At 69.7% G+C, this 19,730-nt stretch carries 20 protein-coding genes; 13 read left to right on the top strand and 7 right to left on the bottom strand.

Annotation, left to right across the window (positions count from 1 at the left end):
• Positions 1-79: 79 nt before the first annotated feature.
• From ACFVM3_RS01280 to ACFVM3_RS01260, 5 genes are all read right to left on the bottom strand, one after another.
• Positions 80-709, bottom strand: a complete 630-nt coding sequence (locus ACFVM3_RS01280) for a pyridoxamine 5'-phosphate oxidase family protein (protein ID WP_034310533.1) — start codon at positions 707-709, stop codon at positions 80-82.
• Positions 710-724: 15 nt separating this feature from the next.
• On the bottom strand, positions 725-1,609 hold the full coding sequence (gene purU, locus ACFVM3_RS01275) for a formyltetrahydrofolate deformylase (protein ID WP_378434458.1): 885 nt from the start codon (positions 1,607-1,609) through the stop codon (positions 725-727).
• Positions 1,587-2,246, bottom strand: a complete 660-nt coding sequence (locus ACFVM3_RS01270; protein ID WP_378434456.1) for a DedA family protein — start codon at positions 2,244-2,246, stop codon at positions 1,587-1,589. Before ACFVM3_RS01270 ends, purU begins: the two co-directional genes overlap by 23 nt.
• Positions 2,247-2,537: 291 nt before the next feature.
• On the bottom strand, positions 2,538-3,335 hold the full coding sequence (locus ACFVM3_RS01265) for a class I SAM-dependent methyltransferase (protein WP_378434454.1): 798 nt from the start codon (positions 3,333-3,335) through the stop codon (positions 2,538-2,540).
• Entirely contained in the window at positions 3,317-3,814 is a 498-nt protein-coding gene (locus tag ACFVM3_RS01260) for a DUF2505 domain-containing protein (protein WP_378434452.1), read from the bottom strand. Before ACFVM3_RS01260 ends, ACFVM3_RS01265 begins: the two co-directional genes overlap by 19 nt.
• 26 nt (positions 3,815-3,840) lie before the next feature.
• Between ACFVM3_RS01260 and ACFVM3_RS01255 the strand changes: the two genes are divergently transcribed.
• The 7 genes from ACFVM3_RS01255 (at position 3,841) to ACFVM3_RS01225 (ending at position 11,271) form a co-directional block, all read left to right on the top strand.
• Positions 3,841-4,905, top strand: a complete 1,065-nt coding sequence (locus tag ACFVM3_RS01255; RefSeq protein ID WP_378434450.1) for a UDP-N-acetylmuramate dehydrogenase — start codon at positions 3,841-3,843, stop codon at positions 4,903-4,905.
• A gap of 134 nt (positions 4,906-5,039) precedes the next feature.
• A complete protein-coding gene (locus ACFVM3_RS01250) occupies positions 5,040-6,215 on the top strand; it encodes an Ig-like domain-containing protein (RefSeq protein WP_378434448.1) in 1,176 nt (391 codons plus the stop codon).
• A 21-nt stretch (positions 6,216-6,236) separates the two neighbouring features.
• The gene (locus tag ACFVM3_RS01245) at positions 6,237-7,049 is read left to right on the top strand and encodes an alpha/beta fold hydrolase (protein WP_378434446.1); all 813 of its coding nucleotides are present in this window, start codon (positions 6,237-6,239) and stop codon (positions 7,047-7,049) included.
• Between the two features lie 20 nt (positions 7,050-7,069).
• A complete protein-coding gene (gene mshA / locus ACFVM3_RS01240; protein WP_378434444.1) occupies positions 7,070-8,374 on the top strand; it encodes a D-inositol-3-phosphate glycosyltransferase in 1,305 nt (434 codons plus the stop codon).
• On the top strand, positions 8,371-8,886 hold the full coding sequence (locus ACFVM3_RS01235; protein WP_126733206.1) for a YbjN domain-containing protein: 516 nt from the start codon (positions 8,371-8,373) through the stop codon (positions 8,884-8,886). The genes mshA and ACFVM3_RS01235 overlap by 4 nt, the downstream gene beginning before the upstream one ends.
• 68 nt (positions 8,887-8,954) lie before the next feature.
• Entirely contained in the window at positions 8,955-9,875 is a 921-nt protein-coding gene (locus ACFVM3_RS01230; protein ID WP_378434442.1) for a DUF4349 domain-containing protein, read from the top strand.
• A 646-nt stretch (positions 9,876-10,521) separates the two neighbouring features.
• Positions 10,522-11,271, top strand: coding sequence for a phosphoglyceromutase (locus tag ACFVM3_RS01225; protein ID WP_125678918.1), 750 nt, complete (start codon positions 10,522-10,524; stop codon positions 11,269-11,271).
• Between the two features lie 70 nt (positions 11,272-11,341).
• On the opposite strand, the gene ACFVM3_RS01220 is transcribed toward ACFVM3_RS01225, so the two are convergent.
• Both ACFVM3_RS01220 and ACFVM3_RS01215 read right to left on the bottom strand, forming a co-directional pair.
• Complete coding sequence (locus tag ACFVM3_RS01220) at positions 11,342-12,259, bottom strand: hypothetical protein (RefSeq protein WP_378434440.1); 918 nt, start codon at positions 12,257-12,259, stop codon at positions 11,342-11,344.
• Entirely contained in the window at positions 12,256-12,903 is a 648-nt protein-coding gene (locus ACFVM3_RS01215; RefSeq protein WP_034310555.1) for a hypothetical protein, read from the bottom strand. The genes ACFVM3_RS01220 and ACFVM3_RS01215 overlap by 4 nt, the downstream gene beginning before the upstream one ends.
• Before the next feature lie 281 nt (positions 12,904-13,184).
• On the opposite strand from ACFVM3_RS01215, the gene ACFVM3_RS01210 reads away from it, so the two are divergent.
• The 6 genes from ACFVM3_RS01210 (at position 13,185) to ACFVM3_RS01185 (ending at position 19,712) form a co-directional block, all read left to right on the top strand.
• Positions 13,185-14,417: a sensor histidine kinase gene (locus ACFVM3_RS01210; protein WP_378434438.1), complete on the top strand. Its 1,233-nt coding sequence runs from the start codon at positions 13,185-13,187 to the stop codon at positions 14,415-14,417.
• Positions 14,414-15,103 carry a response regulator transcription factor gene (locus tag ACFVM3_RS01205; protein ID WP_034310560.1) on the top strand — a complete coding sequence of 230 codons (690 nt, stop codon included), beginning with the start codon at positions 14,414-14,416 and terminating at the stop codon, positions 15,101-15,103. The genes ACFVM3_RS01210 and ACFVM3_RS01205 overlap by 4 nt, the downstream gene beginning before the upstream one ends.
• Positions 15,104-15,253: 150 nt before the next feature.
• A complete protein-coding gene (locus ACFVM3_RS01200) occupies positions 15,254-16,243 on the top strand; it encodes a hypothetical protein (RefSeq protein WP_378434436.1) in 990 nt (329 codons plus the stop codon).
• 105 nt (positions 16,244-16,348) lie between these two features.
• Positions 16,349-17,920: a hypothetical protein gene (locus tag ACFVM3_RS01195; protein WP_378434435.1), complete on the top strand. Its 1,572-nt coding sequence runs from the start codon at positions 16,349-16,351 to the stop codon at positions 17,918-17,920.
• Between the two features lie 22 nt (positions 17,921-17,942).
• On the top strand, positions 17,943-18,740 hold the full coding sequence (locus ACFVM3_RS01190; RefSeq protein ID WP_378434433.1) for a sugar phosphate isomerase/epimerase family protein: 798 nt from the start codon (positions 17,943-17,945) through the stop codon (positions 18,738-18,740).
• A gap of 141 nt (positions 18,741-18,881) precedes the next feature.
• Complete coding sequence (locus ACFVM3_RS01185) at positions 18,882-19,712, top strand: thioesterase family protein (protein ID WP_378434431.1); 831 nt, start codon at positions 18,882-18,884, stop codon at positions 19,710-19,712.
• Positions 19,713-19,730: the final 18 nt, after the last annotated feature.

The raw sequence follows: 19,730 nt of genomic DNA, 5'->3' as shown, positions 1-19,730 counted from the left end.
CTGCCTCAAGTGCTATGAAAGGTCCTTTCCTTGCAAAATTTGCAAGGAAAGGACCTTTCATAGCGCGCGCAGGGGGGGCTCAGTACTGCGTGGTGAGCGCGCCTTCCGTCAGCGCGGCGTCCAGCGCCTCCGCCGACATGTCCAGCTTCATCTGGTCGCGGAAGATCTGACCGGCGGTCGGCAGGCTGGACCGCTCCGGCCAGGTTTCCGGCTTCCACAGCGAGGACCGCAGGAAAGCCTTGGCGCAGTGCATGTACAGCTCTTCGACCTCGACCATGATCGCCAGCGCGGGCCGCTTCCCCTTGACCACGAGGTCGTCGAAGAACGGCGCGTCCGCGACCAGTTTCGCGCGGCCGTTGATCCGCAGCGTTTCGTTCATCCCCGGGATCAGGAACAGCAGCCCGGCGTGCGGGTTCTCGAGGATGTTGGTCTGGCTGTCGAGCAGTTTGTTGCCCGGCCGGTCCGCCAGCACCAGCGTCTTGTCGTCGAGCACCTTCACGGAACCGGCCGGGTCGCCGCGCGGGGAGACGTCACAGGTCCCGTCGGACGACGCCGTCGCCAGCAGGTAGAACGGCGAGTGCTCGATCAGCGTGCGTGCGTGCGGATCGAGGAAGGGGATGATCTTCCCCTTGGTGCGCTCGGCCGGGTGGCCGAGGTGTTCACGCAGCGCTTCACGCGTCTCGATCACTTTGATCTCTGAGGTCCCCATGGAACCAGTGAACCACTAGAACACGACAGTCCTGTTCCCGTGCACCAGCACGCGGCCTTCGAGGTGCCACCGCAGCCCGCGCGCCAGCGTCACCTTCTCGATGTCGCGGCCCTTGCGGACCATGTCCTCGACGGAGTCGCCGTGGTCGACACGGATGACGTCCTGGTCGACGATCGGGCCCGCGTCGAGATCCGCGGTGACGTAGTGGCAGGTCGCGCCGATGAGCTTCACCCCGCGCGCGTGGGCCTGGTGGTACGGCCGCGCGCCGACGAACGAAGGCAGGAAGCTGTGGTGGATGTTGAGCGCCCGCCCGGCCCACGCCTCGCACAGTTCCGGCGGCAGGACCTGCATGAACCGGGCGAGGACGACGGCGTGCGGGTCGTGCTCGTCGACGAGTTTCCGCACTTCGGCGAAGGCGGACGCCTTGGCCGCGGCGTCACCGGCGGGGAACGGGACGTGATGGAACGGGATGCCGTGGGCGCGGGTGATGTCGCCCAGTGACGCGTGGTTGCCGATGACGGCGGCGACGTCGACATCCAGTTCCCCGGAGGCGACCCGGCCGAGAAGGTCGTAGAGGCAGTGCCCGGCCTTGGAGACGAGGATCACGGCGCGACGACGCTCACCGGTGTCGCTGACCTGCCAGCTCGACTCGGCCGAAAGGGACTTCGCGACGTCGGCGAAGCGGGTGCGCAGTTCCGCCGCGTCGAACGGGAGCGAGTCGGCGCGTACGACCTGACGGGTGAAGAACCAGCCGGTGTCGGGGTCCGTGTGATACGCCGCTTCGACGATCCAACCGCCGTGCTCGGCGAGAAAACCCGAGATACGGGCGATGATTCCGGTGCGGTCAGGGCAGCCGAAGGAGATCACATAGCGACGTTCAGGGTTCGACACGGACTCCATTGTCGCTGGTCCCGGCCGCCGCGCGGCGCCGGGTCAGTATCCGGACGCGGACCCGCCGCCCGACCTCGATCGCCGCGACCAGCAGCAGGCCGAGCGCGAAGGACAGCAGAAGGCCCTTCTCCGGTTCGTCCGCGAAGGCCGCTCCGCCGACGAGACCGATGAGGACGCTGTACACCGCCCAGATGCTCGCGCCGAGGGCGTCGAGCGGGACGAATTTGCGCGGCGGGTAGCCGAGGCTGCCGTTGGCGAGCCCGCTCGCGACCCGGCCGCCGGGCAGGTAGCGGGCGGCGAGGATCAGCAGGACGGCGTTGCGCCGCACCTGGATCTTCGCCCATTCGTAGCGCCGGACCCCGTCGGGGCCGCGCTGCAGGCGGGCGAGCGCTCGCGGACCCGCGGCCGCGCCGACGGTGTAGCCGAGACAGTCGCCAAGCCATGCCCCGAGCGCGGCGATCAGCGCGAGCAGCGCCAGCTGGGGGAAGTCCGTGCCGATCAGGACGGCGACGGTGATGACCGTCGTCTCGCTCGGCATGAACGGCAGGAGCGCGTCCAACCCGGACACGAGGAACACGATCACCCACAGCCAGGGCGATCCGAGCGTGCCCTCGAGCAGCCCGGTGACGTACTCCAGCAGTTCCACGGTTCCATGGTGATCACCGCAGGTCGCTTTGGGGTGACGGAGCGGGGTTCGACCGGTGAATTCCTGGGCGGTGTCCCGTAAGTCCTGTTGGCGGTCTTCGCGACACGCTCCGGCCGCACACGGCCACTTGCGGGACGCCACCACCGACCCGACTGTCCACAAAGGCTTCCCTTCGCGAGGATGCCTGATTGGTCCGGTTTGAGTGGTTTCATACTTACCGCTCACGACCCACTCAAAAATCGTACACATGCGCATCAAACGGACATCTGGCCGACCAAAGCAGGACAGCGCCTAGTCGGGAGCCACCGACGACCACGGCACGGTGAGTTCACCGAGCCGCCACCGCGACGGCCGGTTCAGCACCGGCCAGCCACGGGCGGTGAGCAGGTGCACGGTGTGCGCCCAGCGGGCGCGGACGCCGAAGTTCTGGTGCGGCGCCGCCGTCGCCCAGCAAGTGTCCAAAAGGGACAGTAGTTCGTGGACGCGTTCGCCGGGAACGTTGCGGTGGATGAGAGTCTTGGGCAGTCGTTCGGCCACTGTGGACGGACGTTCCAGGCTGGCGAGATGGACGGACAGGGTCAGGCTGAGCGGCCCGCCGGAGCCGACCGCGACCCATGTGCTGAGCCGCCCGATCTCGTCGCAGGTGCCTTCGACGAGCAGCCCGTCCGGCGCCATCGCGTCCAGCATCAGCGACCAGGCGCCAGGGACCTCGGTTTCGTCGTATTGGCGCAGCACGTTGAACGCGCGCACCAGCACCGGCCGTGCCCCGGCGAGTTCGAAGCCGCCGCGCCGGAAGTCCAGCCACGGCCGGTCGACGGCGGCTTGCGCGACGGCGACCCGTTCGGCGTCCAGCTCCAGGCCCAGCACCCGGACGTCGCGCCGGACCGTGCGCAGCCGGCGCGCCATCTCGACCGTGGTCACCGGTGAGGCGCCGTAGCCGAGGTCCACCACGAGCGGTTCGTCCGCGCGGTGCAGCAGCCTGGTCACGCCAGGATCGCTGGCGAGCCAGCGGTCGACGCGGCGGAGCCGGTTGGGATTGGTCGTGCCCCGTGTCGGTGCCCCGACCGGTTTCAGCGCTCGGCCAGCCACTTCGCGACGAATTCGGCCTCGCGTTCCAGCAGCTTGGTGACCTGTTCGGCGATCACGCCTTCCAGCTTCCCGCCGACGAACGGGATGCGCACCTTGACCTCGCCGCTGTTGACCAGCGTCGCCTGCTCGCCTTCGCCGGTCAGCGACGTCTTCGCGGTGATCTCGCCCGGCACGCCCGAGACCGACGCCGTCGCGGTGCCGGTGTAGCCGGACCCGGCGGCCTTCCAGGTCTGCTCACGCTCGACGATCAGATCGCCCCGGTGCAGCGTCCGCACGGCCGACGGGAGCTTGTCCGAGCTGATGCCCTGGCGCAGCTTGTAGCGCACGCCGTCCCCGGCCGGGACGTACTCCAGCAGCTCCGCGTCGTCGCCGCCGATCTCCTCCAGCCTCGCCCGCAGCGCCGCCTCGCCGGCGACCCCGTCGAACGTGGTCGCGAGGTCTGCGGAGAACGTCGATCGGTGCTCGATACGGGAGGCCATGGCGCCAGACAGTACCGTTCACGGGCGTGAGCACTGCCGAAACTCCCACCCAGCACGCCGCCCTCGCCGACCACACCACCCTGCGGCTCGGCGGTCCGGCGCGACGTTATGCCGAGGCGAAGACCGTGCAGGCCCTGGTCGACGCGGTCCGCGAGGCCGACGAAGCGGGTGAGCCGGTCCTGCTGCTCGGCGGCGGTTCGAACCTCGTCGTCGCCGACGACGGTTTCGACGGCGCGGTGCTGAAGGTCGGCGCCACCGGCTGGACACGTGACGGGGATCTCGTCGAGGTCGCGGCGGGGGAGAACTGGGACGGTTTCGTCGAGGGTCTGGTCGCCGACGGTGTCGGCGGGCTCGAATGCCTGTCCGGGATCCCCGGTTCGGTCGGCGCGACACCGATCCAGAACGTCGGCGCGTACGGCTGCGAGGTCGCCGAGTCCCTGGTCTCGGTCGACCTCTACGACCGCGCGAGCCGCGAGATCCGCACGCTGACCGCCGAAGAACTCGGCTTCGGCTACCGCACGTCGATCCTGAAGGGGACCGACGCGGGCGTCGTGCTCACCGTGCGCTTCAAGGTCACCGAAGACGGCCTCTCCGCCCCGATCCGCTACGCCGAACTCGCCCGCACGCTGGGTGTCGAGATCGGTGACCGGGTCCCGGCGGCCGAAGCGCGCGAAGCCGTCCTCGGCCTGCGTCGCGGCAAGGGCATGGTCCTGGACGCCGACGACCACGACACGTGGAGCGCGGGCTCGTTCTTCACCAACCCGATCATCGGGGAAGCACGGCTGGCGAAGGTGCTCGCGGGGATCGTGGACGTCGTCGGCGAGGACGTGCGCGTGCCGCAGTACCCGGCGCCCGGCGGCACGAAGCTGTCCGCCGCGTGGCTGATCGAGCGGGCCGGGTTCGCGAAGGGCCACGAAGGGCCCGGCGGCAGGGTGTCGCTTTCGACGAAGCACACGCTCGCGCTCACGAACCGGGGCAAGGCCTCGACAGAGGACCTACTCGCTTTGGCGCGCGAAGTGCGCGACGGCGTCGAGGCTCGCTTCGGCGTTTCACTGCACCCGGAACCCCTGCTCATCAACTGCGCGCTTTAGCGAACAACCCCAGGCCACCCTCGTGCGTCTATCCCCGTGAGGGGCGCGGGTGACTTCTGTCGCCGCGGGTAACGTCGGAGAGGTTCCCAGCGCTGAGCGGGTAGGGGCTCGCGGGGAGCTAACGGGAGGTACAAGTGATCGAACGGCGCACGGTGTTCAAGGCCGCGCTCGCCGCGGGGGCGGCCATGCTGGCCGCCGCCTGCTCCAGTGGTGAAGGCGGTAACGCCAAGCCGGAAGGCAGCGGCGGTGGAGAGCAGAACGCCGCGCCGGTCGCCAAGATCACCGCCGAACCCGCCGCCGACTCCAAGGACGCCTCCGTGGTGACGCCGGTCGTGGTGAAGGTCGCCGACGGCAAGCTCACCGAGGTCAAGGTCACCGGCGACAGCGGCAAGGACGTCAAGGGCGAACTTTCCCCCGACGGGCTCACCTGGACCAGCACCGAGGTCCTCGGCTACGGCAAGACGTACACCTACGCCGCGAAGGCCACCGGCAGCGACAACAAGACGGCCGAGTTCAAGGGCTCGTTCAGCACGGTCAAACCCGCCAAGGAGGTTCGCGCCACGCTGAACCCGACCGACGACGCCGAGGTCGGCGTCGCGATGCCGATCAGCGTGAAGTTCGCGTCCCCGGTCAAGGACAAGGCGGCCGCCGAAAAGGCGCTCAAGGTGAAGACCGACAAGGACGTCGAGGGGTCCTGGGGCTGGCTGTCGGACACGCAGGTCGACTGGCGGCCCAAGGAGTACTGGCCCGCCAACATCAAGGTCAACGTCGAGGCCAAGCTCTACGGCGTCGCGCTCGGCGGCGGCGCGTACGGCAAGGCGGACGTGACCACCGAGTTCAAGATCGGCCGCAACCAGGTGGTCAAGATCAACACCCCGGACCACGTGATGAAGGTCTACCGGGGCGGCGCGGAATCGGCGAGCTACCCGTGCTCGAACGGGCTCGACTCCGACGTCCAGCGCAACACCCCGAACGGCACGTTCATCGTGATGACGAAGGAGCCGACGGCGCGGTTCGACAACGCGCGCTACGGCTACACCAACGTCAACAAGAAGTGGGCCTGCCGGATCTCGAACAACGGCGAGTACATCCACGAGAACCAGGACAACGCGGCGAACATCGGCAAGGCCAACACCTCGCACGGCTGCGTGAACCTGCTCGACTCGGACGCGAAGAAGTACTTCGACTCGGCCATGATCGGCGATCCGGTCGAGATCACCGGTTCGAAATTGAGCAGCCCGATGAAATCGGACGTCAAGGACTGGTTCTACGACTGGAAGTCTTGGAAGGCCCTTTCGGCGATCAAGTAGCCGGTCGGATATCAAGGACACATGAAGACCGAGGTAGTCGGCTACGGCGGGACCCGCATCGGCTTGTGGGTCGAAGGCGCCGAGAACACCCGTCCGATCGTGTTCGTGCACGGCTGGGCCCAGTCCGCCAAGGCGTGGGCGCCGCAGCTGGCGGATCCCACGCTCAGCGAGCGGTTTCGCCTGGTCGCGATGGATCTGCGCGGGCACGGCGACTCCGAGGTGCCCTCCGCCGGCTACGACGATCCGCGGGTCTGGGCCGAAGATCTCGCCTCGGTCCTCGACTTCGCCGGTGAAGACGCGATCGTCGTCGGCTGGTCCTACGGCGGGCTCGTGATCACCGACTACCTCCGGGTGCACGGCTCATCGAGGCTCGGCGGTGTCGTTTTTGTGGGCGCTATCACAGAAATCGGCAAGAACCGGCCCGGCGGCAAGGTCGGGCCCGCCATGCGCGAGGCCATCCCGGCGGTGCTTTCGGACGATCCGGCGGTCGCGATTCCCGCGTTGGTGCAGTTCAGCGCGCGGATGACCGCCGCCCCGGTGTCCGGCACGCTCACCCAGTCGCTGCTCGGCGCGTGTCTTTCCACCCCGCCCGCGGTGCGCTCCGCGCTGTTCCGGCGCGACATCGGGAGCGAGGACGTACTTCGCGAACTGGACAAACCGGCGCTTATCGTCCATGGTCTCGCGGACGCTGTGATCGATCCGACGTCGGCGGAATACGCGGCGGGGAAGATTCCGGGGGCTGTCGTGCGTTGGCTACCTGAGGTGGGGCATCTGCCGTTCGCCGAAGCGGCGGACGAGTTCGGTGATCTACTGCGCCGGTTCGCCGATCAGTAGGACTCGGGAGTGTTGACCAGGTGACGATCCCTCTGCACGGGTTCGACGCCGCGCCCAGGCGCGTCGCGGTGCTGTCGTTGCACACCTCTCCGCTGGAACAGCCGGGTACCGGCGACGCCGGCGGCATGAACGTCTACGTGAGCCAGACGGCCACCGAGATGGCCCGCCGCGGCGTCGAGGTCGAGGTGTTCACGCGGGCGACGTCCTCGGACCAGCCTCCGGTCGCCGAGCTGGCGCCCGGCGTCCTCGTCCGGCATATCCCGGCGGGCCCGTTCGAGCCGTTGGGACGCGACGAGCTGACCGCGCAGCTGTGCGCGTTCACCGCCGGGGTGCTGCGGGCCGAGGCGTTCCACGAGCCGGGCTACTACGACCTCATCCATTCGCATTACTGGCTTTCCGGCCAGGCGGGCTGGCTCGCCCGCGACCGCTGGGGCGTGCCGCTGGTGCACACCGCGCACACCCTGGCCAAGGTCAAGAACGCCGCGCTCGCCGAGGGCGACACCCCGGAGCCGCGCACCCGCGTGATCGGCGAGGAGCAGGTCGTCGGGGAGGCGGACTGCCTGGTCGCGAACACCCGCGTCGAGGCCCGCGAGCTGGTCGAGCTGTACGACGCCGACCCGCACGCCGTGCACGCCATCCCGCCGGGCGTCGACCTCGACCGGTTCACCCCCGGATCCCGGCCCGCCGCGCGCCGGGCGCTGGGCCTGCCGGAGGACGCGATCGTGCTGGCCTTCGCCGGCCGGATCCAGCCGCTGAAGGCGCCGGACGTCCTTCTGCTGGCCGCGGCCGAAATGCTGCGCGATCGGCCGGAGCTGGCGTCGCGGCTGGTGGTGCTGATCGTCGGCGGCCCGTCCGGGACCGGGCTGGAGCAGCCGCAGGCCCTGCGCGAACTGGCCGTCTCCCTCGGGATCGAGGGGCAGACCCGGTTCATGCCGCCGCAGCCCGGCCAAGCGCTGGTCAACGTCTACCGCGCGGCCGACATCGTCGCGGTCCCGAGCTACAACGAGTCGTTCGGGCTGGTCGCGCTCGAAGCGCAGGCCTGCGGGACACCGGTGATCGCGGCCGAGGTCGGCGGGCTGCCGGTCGCGGTCCCGCACGGGGTTTCCGGGCTGCTCGTGCCTTCGCACGACGCGAAGGACTGGGCAGGCGCGATCGCGAATGTCGCGCTACGGCCCGGCAGGCGTGCCGAACTTTCGGCCAACGCCGTCGTCCACGCGCGGCGCTTCTCCTGGCGCCGTACGACGGACCGACTGCTGGACACGTACGCTCAGGCGACCGGCGCGTTCCGGCGTGCCCTCGAACAGCGCGCGGAGGTGGCGGTTTGACGCTCGACGAGACCTTGCGGTCCTCTTTGGACAATGCGGGCCTGGAATACGAAAGGCGTGGCGAGGGAAGGTACTTCGTCACCTTGCCCGGTACCAAGAAGCTGCAGACCAACTGCTGGCTGGTCGCCGGGGACCACGCCTTCGCCGTCGAAGCCTTCGTCTGCCGCCGTCCCGATGAGTCCCATGAGGACGTTTACCGGTTTCTGTTGCGCCGCAACGCGAAACTGTACGGCGTGCACTACACCGTGGACGCGATGGGCGACATCTACCTGGTCGGCCGGTTCGGTCTGGACACGGTCACCGAGTCCGAGTTGGACAAGATCCTCGGGCAGGTGCTGGAAGCCGCCGACGGCGATTTCAACACGTTGCTGGAGCTCGGCTTCGCGGAATCGATCAAACGCGAGTGGGATTGGCGCGTTTCCCGCGGCGAATCGCTGGCGAACCTGCAGGCGTTCAAGCATCTCGTCGAACCTTCGAACGGACACGAACCCGGAGCCTTGACCGACTCGTGACCCGAATGGTGCAACGGGCCTGAGCCCGGCTCCGTCTCTTTCCGCGACACTGGAGGGAGACGGTCTTGATGCGCAAGCGAATGAGATGGGTCGCCGCCGCCGGCATCGTGCTGGCACTGGCGGGCTGTTCGGCGAACGATTCCGGCGGCAGCAGCGAATCCGCCGGGATGCCGATGTCGGCCGACACCAAGCAGGCCGTGCCGAACCAAGGCCCGGCGAACAAAGAGGGCACCGACAGCAAGGCGGGTTCGGGGAAGGCCCCGGCGCCGGCGGGGCAGCCGGGGATCACCGACCGCAAGCTGGTGCGCACGGCGAGCCTGGAGCTCACCGCGCCGAACGTCGCCGACGTGATCTCGCAGGTACGCGTCATCACCCAGGGCGCCGCCGGCTACACGGGGCAGGAGAGCACCCAGGAGAAGCGGGCGTCGGTCAACGTCATCGTGCCTGCCGAACGCCTCGACGGCGTGCTGGACCAGCTGGGGAAGCTCGGGAAGCAGATCAAACGCGAGGTCACCGCGACGGACGTGACCGAGCAGATGGTCGACGTCGATTCGCGGCTGGCCACCCAGCGGGCCAGCGTCGAGCGCATCCGCGCGCTGCTCGCGAGGGCGACGTCGGTATCGGAGATCGCGTCGGTCGAGAGTGAGCTGACGAGCCGTGAGGCCGAGCTCGAGTCGCTTCAGAAGCGGCGTGAAAGCCTGGCCGGAAGTGTCGCCATGTCGACCATCTCCCTGCAGGTGAAGGCGGAGACCGTCGCGGCGGCGGAGGAATCCCGCAGCGGGTTCCTCGGCGGGCTGGCCGACGGCTGGGACGCCTTCCTGACCTTCGGCGGCGGCCTGCTGACCGTGCTCGGCGCGATGGCGCCGTTCGTGCTGGTCTTCGGTGTCCCCGCGGCGGCGCTGGTGTGGTGGCTGCGCAAGCGGCGGCGTCCGGCCGAGCCCGCGATGGCGACCGCCTCGGATCTGCCGTCCGCGCCTCCGCTGGACTGAGAGCCGACCAGGCGCCGGTGCCCGGTGCCGGCGAGGTCACGCGACTGAACGGACGACACGCGTGATCCGGCGGACGACACGATCGCGGCCGGAGTGTCGTCCGCTCAATCACGCGTGTCGTCCATCCCAGCACGCGTGTCGTCCGTTCAGTCACACGAGACCGCCGCCCGGCACCGGCCGGGGATACCTGTCACGAACGAGGCTCCCCGAAGATGAACAGGCGGGACGGCTCGAGGGAGGGGGGAGTCGCGATCTCGAGCCGCCCCGCTGAAGTTCCCGCCAAGGTGGACCCGGTGACGAGGGGGATGCCAACGGGGCCGGCGGGCGCCGCGACTCGGCAGGGGGGAGACGAGTCGCGGTCGTCACCCGCGTCGAACCGGGGAGTGCGTGGAATCCGGCCGCGCGGGACGTAGTCAACCTGTCAGATCTCCACCTGTAATCACAAGACTACCGGTTACTCCGTTCGAGTGAACTTGAAAAACGGGGATAACGGAGTGCAGCCTGATTTCCGGGGATCGGGACTTGTTGGCACCCCGTCTTCTGGACGGGTGAAGGTGTTACTCGCGGGTAACGCACTCTCCGTAGAAACAAACCGAAGCGCGGCCCTCTGACCGGCGCTTCCGCTCACTCTGGCAGGCTGAACCCCATGGCTGAGCTTGGGACTCTGGTGCTGCTGCGTCACGGGCAGAGCACGTGGAACGCCGAAAACCTGTTCACCGGCTGGGTGGACGTGCCGCTGTCCGAGCAGGGCGAGCAGGAGGCGCGCAAGGGCGGGCAGCTCCTCGCGGAATCCGGCCTGCTGCCGGACGTCGTGCACACGTCGCTGATGCGCCGGGCGATCTCGACCGCCAACCTGGCGCTCGACGCCGCCGACCGGCACTGGATTCCGGTGAAGCGCGACTGGCGCCTCAACGAGCGGCACTACGGCGCGCTCCAGGGCAAGAACAAGAAGCAGACCCTGGACGAGTTCGGCGAGGAGCAGTTCATGCTCTGGCGCCGCTCCTACGACACCCCGCCGCCCCCGATCGACCCGGCCGACGAGTTCAGCCAGGTGGGCGACGCGCGCTACGCCGACCTCGGTGACGCCGCCCCGCTGACCGAATGCCTCAAGGACGTCGTCGCGCGGCTGCTGCCGTACTGGGAGTCCGAGATCGTGCCCGACCTGCGCGCGGGCAAGACCGTGCTGGTCGCCGCGCACGGCAACTCGCTGCGCGCGCTGGTGAAGCACCTCGACGGCATCTCCGACGACGCGATCGCCGGGCTCAACATCCCGACCGGCATCCCGCTGCGGTACGACCTCACCGAAGACCTCAAGCCGGTCACCGCCGGCGGGACCTACCTGGACCCGGAGGCCGCCAAGGAAGCCGCGGCCGCCGTGGCGAACCAGGGCCGCTAGACCCACGCAATTCGTCCTCTGAACGCGGTAGTTCGCTCTCGAACCACCGCATTCAGAGGACGAAATGCGTTCAGGGGAGGGGTTGGACCGACTCGACCCCCGCGGCCTTCCACCCCTCGGGCAGCCGCTGGAGCCGCAGGACGATCGGCAGGTACCGCTTCGTCGCCTGCCCGGCCGCGTCCTTGACGTCCGTCGTCGCGAAGAGCAGCACACTCGCCTTGTCGTCCACGACCTCCATGACCGCGGCGGCCGGATTCGGCGCCAGCGACGCCTTCGAGCCCGCGGACCGGATCTGGTTCAGCCGACCCGCCTTGTCCTGCCGGAACTGGGTCAGCAACTGCCCGGTCGACACGGATTCGTAGCGGGCGTACGTGCCTTCGGGATCGGCCGGGTCCACGCTCAGCAGGGCTTCCGCGGCGCGGAGCGCGCCATCGCGGGCGGAATCCCGCACCCTCGCGAACACCCGGTCGCCGGCGCCCGGTTTCTCCGCCGCGGGCGGCGGCGCCGCCGGATTCACCTCGACCTTGCCGATCCGCCAGCGGTCGCCTTCACGCACGGTCGCGAGCAGCACCGACGCGGTGCCCTTGCTGGTGGCGCCCGCCCTGGAGCTGCTTTGGTCGAGCACCGTCAGCACCCGCGCCTTGTCCGGCGTCTCCTCGACCGCGGCCGAGACGATCACCTTCGTCACGAGTTTGATCGGTTCCGCCGATTTCCGGACTTCGGTGAACAGCCTCGCCACCTCGTCGCGCGCGCTCGGCGTCAAGTTGTCGGCGAGCGCCTTTTCGTAGGCGGGCACGGCGGTGCTGTCGTAGGAGAACACCGCTTCGGTGGCCGTCTTCACCGCCGTGAGCACGGCGGCCGTCCGCGCCGGGTCGACCAGCGCGAGATTCGAGGGCGGGGTTTCCGGCTCGGGCCGGGCGGTGCCGGAGACCGTGGCGGTGCAGCCCGCGAGCGCGAGCAGCAAGGCGAGCCCCGTCCAGCGTTTCACAGCAGCCCGAGTTCGCGCGCCCGCGCGTCGACCTGGAGCCGCGATGTCACGCCGAGCGCGACCAGCAGTTCCGAGACGCGGCGCTGATAGGTGCGTACGCCCATGCCGAGGCTCTTCGCGGCCTTCTCGTCCTTGCAGCCGGTGGTCAGGAACTCGAGGATCTGCGGTGCCTCCATCCGGATGTCGGCGAACCGCGCGTCGAACGTCTCCAGGGTGGTGGACGCCAGCCAGGCGGTTTCGAACAGCGACAGGATGCCCTGCACCAGCTCGGGGCGCGAGATGACGCTGTAGGAGCGCACCGCCTTGCCCTCGTCGCCCGCCATGATCGCGACCCGCTCGTCGAGCAGGATCGTCTCGTTGATCTCCTCGGTGCCGATCCGGATCTGCGCGCCGAGGCCGGACAGGTGATGCAGGTGTTCAGCGGTCTGCTCGTTCAGCAGGACACCGGGGCGGTACAGCTTGCGGATCCGCTTGTCGCGCACCAGCCGCTCACCCTGCCGGGTGAGCGATGGCCGGGAAAGCGCCCAGGTGTAGAGGTCGTCGGCCGCGCACGCGATGTCGGTCGCCGCGACGAACAGATGAGCCGTCCGGTCGAACAGCTCTTCTTCTCCGCGAATCAGGGAGATGTCACTGACGAGTTCCACGGCGACAGTCTTCCAACATTCCCCCGCAGCCGTGACGGGAACGTCGCTATTCGCCGGTGAGTGGGCAGAACACGGTTCGGAGAGTCACGACGAAAGTCGGAATCCGGGCACGAGTCGGCATCGATGTCCCCGGTTCGGGTGACCCGCCTCACCCGGGAGGTCTCGGCCACGTGAACGAGGCCTGACCTGCAGGCGAACAGGGTGTCCCCAGGTGTCATAGGCATCACGAGTACGCGGCCGGGACTAGGCCAAAAGACTACCCACGCGCTTACGATTCCCCTGTGACCACGCCTGTTGCACTCGCCATGGCCCTCGGCGGACTGATCGTCGGTGTGGTTTTCGGCTTCCTGATCGCGAGGGGCCGCGCCCGCCGCGAAGAGCGGCGACCGACCGGGCCCACCGTGGCCGAACTGCTCGAACGCCTCGTGCGGTCCAGCAACAACGGCGTCGTCGTGCTCAACAAGTTCGGCGACATGGTCCTGCACAACCCGCGTGCCTACGAGCTCGGCCTGGTGAAGGTCAACCAGGCCGATCCGCGGGCCCGCAAGGCCGCCGAGCAGGTGGTCGAGACCGACGAACCGATGGAGATCGACCTCTCCCCGCTGGAGGCGAGGGGGCGCCAGCCCGAGGCCGTCCACGGCGAGGTCCGCCCGCTCGGCGACGGGTTCACCGTGGTCGAGGCCGTCGACCACTCCGAGGCGATCCGTCTCGAAGCGGTCCGGCGGGACTTCGTCGCGAACGTCAGTCACGAACTGAAGACGCCGGTCGGCGCGATCGCGCTGCTCACCGAGGCCGTCCTCGACGCCGCGGAAGACACCGAGGAGGTCCGCCGCTTCGGCGGCAAGATCCTCCGCGAATCGACACGACTCGGCCAGCTCGTCACCGAACTGATCGCGCTGTCGCGGCTCCAGGGCGCCGAGCGGCTGCCCGACCTGAACGTCGTCGAGGTCGACGCCGTCGTCCGCGAGGCGCTCGGCAGGACGACGCTCTCGGCGGAATCCGCCGAGATCACCATCACCACCGACGCGGCCAGCGGGCTCCTCATCGAGGGCGACCGGACGCTGATGGTCACCGCGCTGTCGAACCTGCTGGAGAACGCCGTCGCGTACTCGCAGCCGGGCAGCCCGGTGTCGATCAGCAGGCGGCTGGTCGACGGGAAGGTCGAGATCGCGGTGACCGACCGCGGCATCGGCATCGCCGAGGACGAGCAGCAACGTGTCTTCGAGCGGTTCTACCGCGCGGACAAGGCCCGGTCGCGGGCGACCGGCGGCACCGGGCTGGGGCTGGCGATCGTCAAGCACGTGGCCGCCAACCACGGCGGTTCGGTCGGCCTGTGGAGCCGTCCCGGCACCGGGTCGACCTTCACGCTGCGGATCCCCGCGCACATCCCCGCCGAACCGGCCGCGCCCGCGAAACAGGCTCCGCCGGCGTCCCGGCCGGAGAAGACCCCCGAGCGGACACCCCGTCTCGTGGCAACAGGGCAAGAAAGCCCCGACCATGGAGGAAACCTGTGACGAGGGTTCTCATCGTCGAGGACGAAGAGTCGTTCGCCGACCCGCTCGCGTTCTTGCTCCGCAAAGAGGGCTTCACCGCCGCCGTCGCCGTGACGGGGCAGCAGGCACTCGAGGAGTTCGACCGCAACGGCGCCGACATCGTCCTGCTCGATCTCATGCTCCCCGGGATGAGCGGCACCGACGTCTGCAAGCAGCTCAGGCAGCGTTCCGCCGTACCGGTGATCATGGTGACCGCGCGCGACAGCGAGATCGACAAGGTCGTCGGCCTGGAACTCGGCGCCGACGACTACGTCACCAAGCCGTACTCGGCCCGCGAGCTCATCGCGCGGGTGCGGGCGGTGCTGCGCCGCGGTGGTGAGCCGGGCTCCGAAGGCGATCTGGCGCCACTGGTGCTGGCCGCCGGGCCGGTGCGGATGGACGTCGAGCGGCACGTGGTGACCGTCGACGGCCAGGAGGTCTCCTTGCCGCTCAAGGAGTTCGACCTGCTCGAGTACCTGCTGCGCAACGTGGGCCGCGTGCTCACCCGCGGGCAGCTGATCGACCGGGTGTGGGGCGCGGACTACGTCGGTGACACCAAGACGCTCGACGTCCACGTGAAGCGCCTGCGGTCGAAGATCGAACCGGACCCGGGATCGCCCCGGCACCTGGTCACGGTGCGTGGCCTCGGCTACAAGTTCGAGACGTGAGCTGAAGGGGACTTTCCCCGCATAAGGAGCGGTGAAGGACGCTTTCCTCTCATCGCATGCGGGGAAAGTCCCCTTCAGCCCCCGCCCCTGCGATACAGATCACGGTTACGGTTTCGTGACCTGACGTGGGGGCGGGTACCGTAGACGCTCGTGCGCCTAGGGGTACTCGACGTCGGTTCCAACACCGTCCACCTGCTCGTGGTCGACGCCCACCGTGGCGCCCACCCGACCCCGATGCATTCCGAAAAGGCCGTCCTCCGGCTCGCCGAGCAGATCACCCGTAACGGCGACCTGAGCCGCGCGGGCGCGGACAGCCTCGTGCGCGCGGTCGAGTCGGCGAAGGCGGCCGCGGCGCGGCTCGGCTGCGAAGAGGTCATGGCGTTCGCCACCTCCGCGGTCCGCGAAGCCAAGAACGCTCCGAAGGTGCTGGCGAAGGTCCAGGAGCAGACCGGCGTCGAACTGCAGGTGCTTTCCGGGATCGACGAATCCCGGCTCACCTTCCTCGCCGTCCGCCGCTGGTTCGGCTGGTCGGCGGGAAAGCTGCTGGTGCTCGACATCGGCGGCGGCTCCCTGGAGGTCGCGATGGGCCGCGACGAGGAGCCGGATCTGGCCGAATCGCTGCCATTGGGCGCGGGCCGGACCACGCGGACGAGGTTCCAGCACGACCCGCCCACCCGGTCGGAGCTCATCGCGACTTCGGCGTGGCTCGAAGAACAACTCGCCCCGCTCGCGAAGAAGGTCGCCAAATTGGGTGAACCCGATCGTGTCGTGGCGACGTCGAAGACGTTCCGGTCGCTCGCCCGGCTGACCGGAGCGGCGCCGTCGGCCAGCGGGCCGCATGTGCGCCGTACCCTGACCGACACCGCGTTGCGCCAGCTCATCGCGTTCATCTCCCGGATGACCGCCCATGACCTGGCACAACTCGAGGGGGTCAGCGCGAGCAGGTCGCATCAGCTGGTGGCGGGCGCGCTCGTCGCACAAGCCACCATGCGGGCGCTTTCCCTGGAAGAACTGGAGATCTGTCCGTGGGCGCTGCGAGAAGGTGTCATCCTTCGACGGCTGGACCATTCGAACGGTGCGGACGAGACTGTGGGCGGCAGCGCCCGACTGGACTTAGTCGACGGAGAACGGGCACGGTGAAGAGGTGACGGAAATGCGGATGACGGTGGACAGCGCGCGCGACGCCGCCGATGCACCGTCGCGTGCCGGTTCGCAACGGCTTGAGCGCGCATTGGACAGCACGGTATGACGGACGAGACAGAGAGCGGCCAGCCACAGAAGACCGTGGCGGAGCTGCTCGCGCAGCACGGAGCCCAGCCCGAGGGCGGGCGCCGCAGGCGACGCCGCGCGGCCGACGACGACGAGGCTCCCGAGCCCACTCGCGGACGGCGCGCGCCGTCCGTGAGCGACACCGCGCCCCAGGCGATCATCGACAGGGTGTCCGGCGACACCCCGCCGCCCGCCAACCGTCCGCCGCGCCGCGCGCGCCCGCAAGACTCCGGCGCGCGTCCGCTTCCGCAGCCACAGCAGGACTCCGGATCGCGTCCGCTTCCGCAGCCGCAGCAGGACTCCGCCCCGCTGCCGGTGCCGCCGGACGTCGCGTCCACCCCGACCCGGCAGACGCCGCCGGTGCGCCCGCCGCAGGAGCAGAGCGGCTATCAGCAGCGTCCGCCGCAGCAGTCGGGTCAATTCCTGCGGCCGACCCCGCCGCAGGAGCAGAGCGGCTACCAGCAGCGTCCGCCGCAGCAATCCGGCCAGTTCGTCCGGCCGACTCCGCCGCAGGAGCAGTCCGGTTACCAGCAGCGCCCGCCGGACTCCGAGGGCCTGCCCCCGCGCGGCCGTCCCCGCCCGGAGGAGACCCGCGGCGCTGTGCCGCCGGTCCGCCGCCGTCCCGAGCCGCCGGCCGGACCCCCCTCGTCGGGGCTGTCGGCGAGGCTCGACGGCGGCCTCGGTGGCCCCGATGCCCCGGCCGAAGACGTACAGGACCAGCCGGGTCCGATGGCCAGCGGCGGGTTCGCGACGCCGCCCGCCCAGCCGGCGCGGCGCCGCCGTCCCGCTGCCCGCCCGCCCCAGCCGAAGGCCGAGCCGAGCACCGAACAGTTCGCCGCCGTCAGCGACGAAGCGCCGGCCGCACCCGAGGCGCCAGCCGAGCCGCCGCCTGCCCCGCCCGCCGGCCTCGCCGGCTGGCGCAAGCGCAGGCAGAAGGTGCAGTCCGAGGACACCGAGATCGGCGGGATCCCGCCGGTACCGCCCCCGGTCGCGCCCGTCGAACCGGACGCCGACCCCGAGCCGGACCCGTTCGACGCGGGCCCGCCCACCATGGGCCACCCCGCGCCGATGCCGTTCGTGCCACCGCATTCGCTCGACGACCGCGACCGGCAGGACAACCTCGACGAGTACGAGCGTGAGTTCGCCGACCCGGCGTACCCGGACGGCGGCCCGGACTTCGGCCGCGACGACTACGGCTACCGCGCCGACGACTACGAGGACGACTACGACGACAGCGTCGACGATGTCGTCGAGGACGAGCCCGCGGCGCCCGCCGAGAAGGTTTCGCCGGGGAAGCAGTGGCTGGCGCTGGCCGGTCAGCTCGCCCTCGGTGTCGTCGGCGGCGCCGGTGTCTGGCTGGGCTTCAACTGGCTGTGGGTGAACATCCCCGCCGCCGCGCTGGTCGCCGCGCTGCTGGTGATCGTCGCGCTGGTGTGGATCGTCCGGAAGATCCGCAAGGCGGAAGATCTCCAGACCCTGGTGCTCGCGGTGCTGGTCGGACTGGTGGTGACGGTCTCACCGGCCGCACTCCTGCTGGTGGCGCGTTAGGGGCCTCGGGAAGGATGCCGGAATGGTTCAGCAGATTCCGGTAGGCCTCTCGACGGCGTCCGTCTGGCCGTTGCGGGCGGGCGCGGCGTTCGAGCTGGCCGCCGACCTCGGCTACGACGGTGTCGAGGTGATGGTCTGGGCGGACCCGATCAGTCAGGACGTGTCCGCGCTGCGCCGCTGGTCGCGCCGCACCGGTGTGCCGGTGCTGTCGATCCACTCGCCTTCGCTGCTGATCACCCAGCGCGTGTGGTCGCCGGATCCCGAGGTCCGCCTGCGGATGTCCGTGGACGCGGCACAGGAGCTCGGCGCGCGCACGGTCGTGGTGCATCCGCCGTTCCGGTGGCAGCGCCGCTACGGCGACGCGTTCGGCGACCTCGTCGACGAGCTCGAAGAGGCCGGCGGGATCGAGATCGCGGTCGAGAACATGTTCAAGGTCCGCCCGCCCGGCGGCTCGCGGACGTCCCGAGTGTCGGCGTTCCGGCCGTCGATCGACCCTACGGACGTAGGGTTTCGCCACTACACGCTCGACCTGTCCCATACAGCGGCAGCCGGGATGGACGCCCTCGCCCTCGCCGAGCGCATGGGTTCCGGGCTCGCGCACGTCCATCTGGCGGACGGCACTGGCCTGCCGAAGGACGAGCACCTGGTGCCCGGACGCGGGATCGAACCCTGCGCCGAACTGCTCGAAAAGCTCGTGAACAGCGAGTTCTCCGGACAGGTCGTGCTGGAGATCAACACCCGGCGGTCGCCGAGCGCGGCGCGGCGGTCGCGGGACCTCGCGGAGTCACTCCTGTTCGCGAGGCTTCACCTCGGTCAGTGACAAAGATCGTCTCCGGGTGCGGAGATTCATTCCTCACTGCGCTCGAGGCGCTGGTACACGTAAAGTTCCGACCGTGAACCAGCTGGGCTTGTTGATCTCCCGAACCCCGATGGATCGGCTCGTGGCCTGGGTCAGTGCTCGGTGAGCGCGGCCGACGAAACGAGCACCTCCTTCGACGCGGCGTGCGCGACGAGATCACTGGGTGACGGCACTTTCACGGCGGTCCTCCGGACCGAATGGTCGATCGGTGGACACCCCCACGGCGGCTTCCTGATGGCGTTGATGGCCAGGGCCGCTCTCGCCTTCCTTCACGAACGCGGTGAGCCGCCGTCCGAGCCGCTCGCGATCAGCGCGGAGTTCCTGCACCCGCCGGCGGTGGGTCCGGTGCTGCTGCGCATGGACGTCCGGAAGGTCGGAAGGCGCGCCTCGGTCGTCGCGGTCACGCTGGAGCAGCGGGGCCGCAGTTGCGTCGAGGCCAGGGTGACCACCGGGCGGCTGCCGATGCGGCGTCCGGAGTGGACCGACGTCCCCGCCATGCCCGCGGAGCCGCCACCCGGCGCGGTACCCATGACCGGGGAGACCTCCGAAGGCCTGTTCAACCTCGCGAAGGGCTGCGAAGTCCGGCTCGATCCCGCGAGCGTCGGCTACCTGCACGGCCGGATCGGGGACCCGCCGAGGATCCGGCTGTGGGTCCGGCCGAGGCACGGTCTCGCGGATCCGTTCTTCGCCCTGTTCGCGAGCGACGTGAACCCGCCGGTGGTCTACAACCTCGGCCGGGTCGGCTGGGCGCCGACCGTGCAGCTGACCGCGTTGCTGCGCACGCGGCCGGCGCCGGGCTGGCTGCGGGTGCTGGTCCAGAGCCAGTCGGTGCACGAGGCCTGGTTCGACTCGGACGCGCTCGTGCTCGACTCGCAGGGCAGGCTCGTCTGTCAGGCGCGGCAGCTGGCGCTTGCCCCGACGCCGGGCGGCTGACCGCGGTTTGGCACGCTG

The organism is Amycolatopsis sp. NPDC057786 (assembly GCF_042797905.1).
In the GTDB taxonomy this organism is placed as follows: Bacteria; Actinomycetota; Actinomycetes; order Mycobacteriales; family Pseudonocardiaceae; genus Amycolatopsis.
The sequence above is the reverse complement of the archived record's forward strand: the minus strand, read 5'-3'. Positions and strand labels throughout refer to the sequence as shown.

Coding starts and splice junctions, on each gene's coding strand:
- ACFVM3_RS01195 (WP_378434435.1), top strand. CDS start 16,349: ATGACGGACGAGACAGAGAGCGGCCAGCCACAGAAGACCGTGGCGGAG.
- ACFVM3_RS01230 (WP_378434442.1), top strand. CDS start 8,955: ATGCGCAAGCGAATGAGATGGGTCGCCGCCGCCGGCATCGTGCTGGCA.
- purU (WP_378434458.1), bottom strand. CDS start 1,609: ATGGAGTCCGTGTCGAACCCTGAACGTCGCTATGTGATCTCCTTCGGC.
- ACFVM3_RS01280 (WP_034310533.1), bottom strand. CDS start 709: ATGGGGACCTCAGAGATCAAAGTGATCGAGACGCGTGAAGCGCTGCGT.
- ACFVM3_RS01190 (WP_378434433.1), top strand. CDS start 17,943: ATGGTTCAGCAGATTCCGGTAGGCCTCTCGACGGCGTCCGTCTGGCCG.
- ACFVM3_RS01245 (WP_378434446.1), top strand. CDS start 6,237: ATGAAGACCGAGGTAGTCGGCTACGGCGGGACCCGCATCGGCTTGTGG.
- ACFVM3_RS01260 (WP_378434452.1), bottom strand. CDS start 3,814: ATGGCCTCCCGTATCGAGCACCGATCGACGTTCTCCGCAGACCTCGCG.
- ACFVM3_RS01225 (WP_125678918.1), top strand. CDS start 10,522: ATGGCTGAGCTTGGGACTCTGGTGCTGCTGCGTCACGGGCAGAGCACG.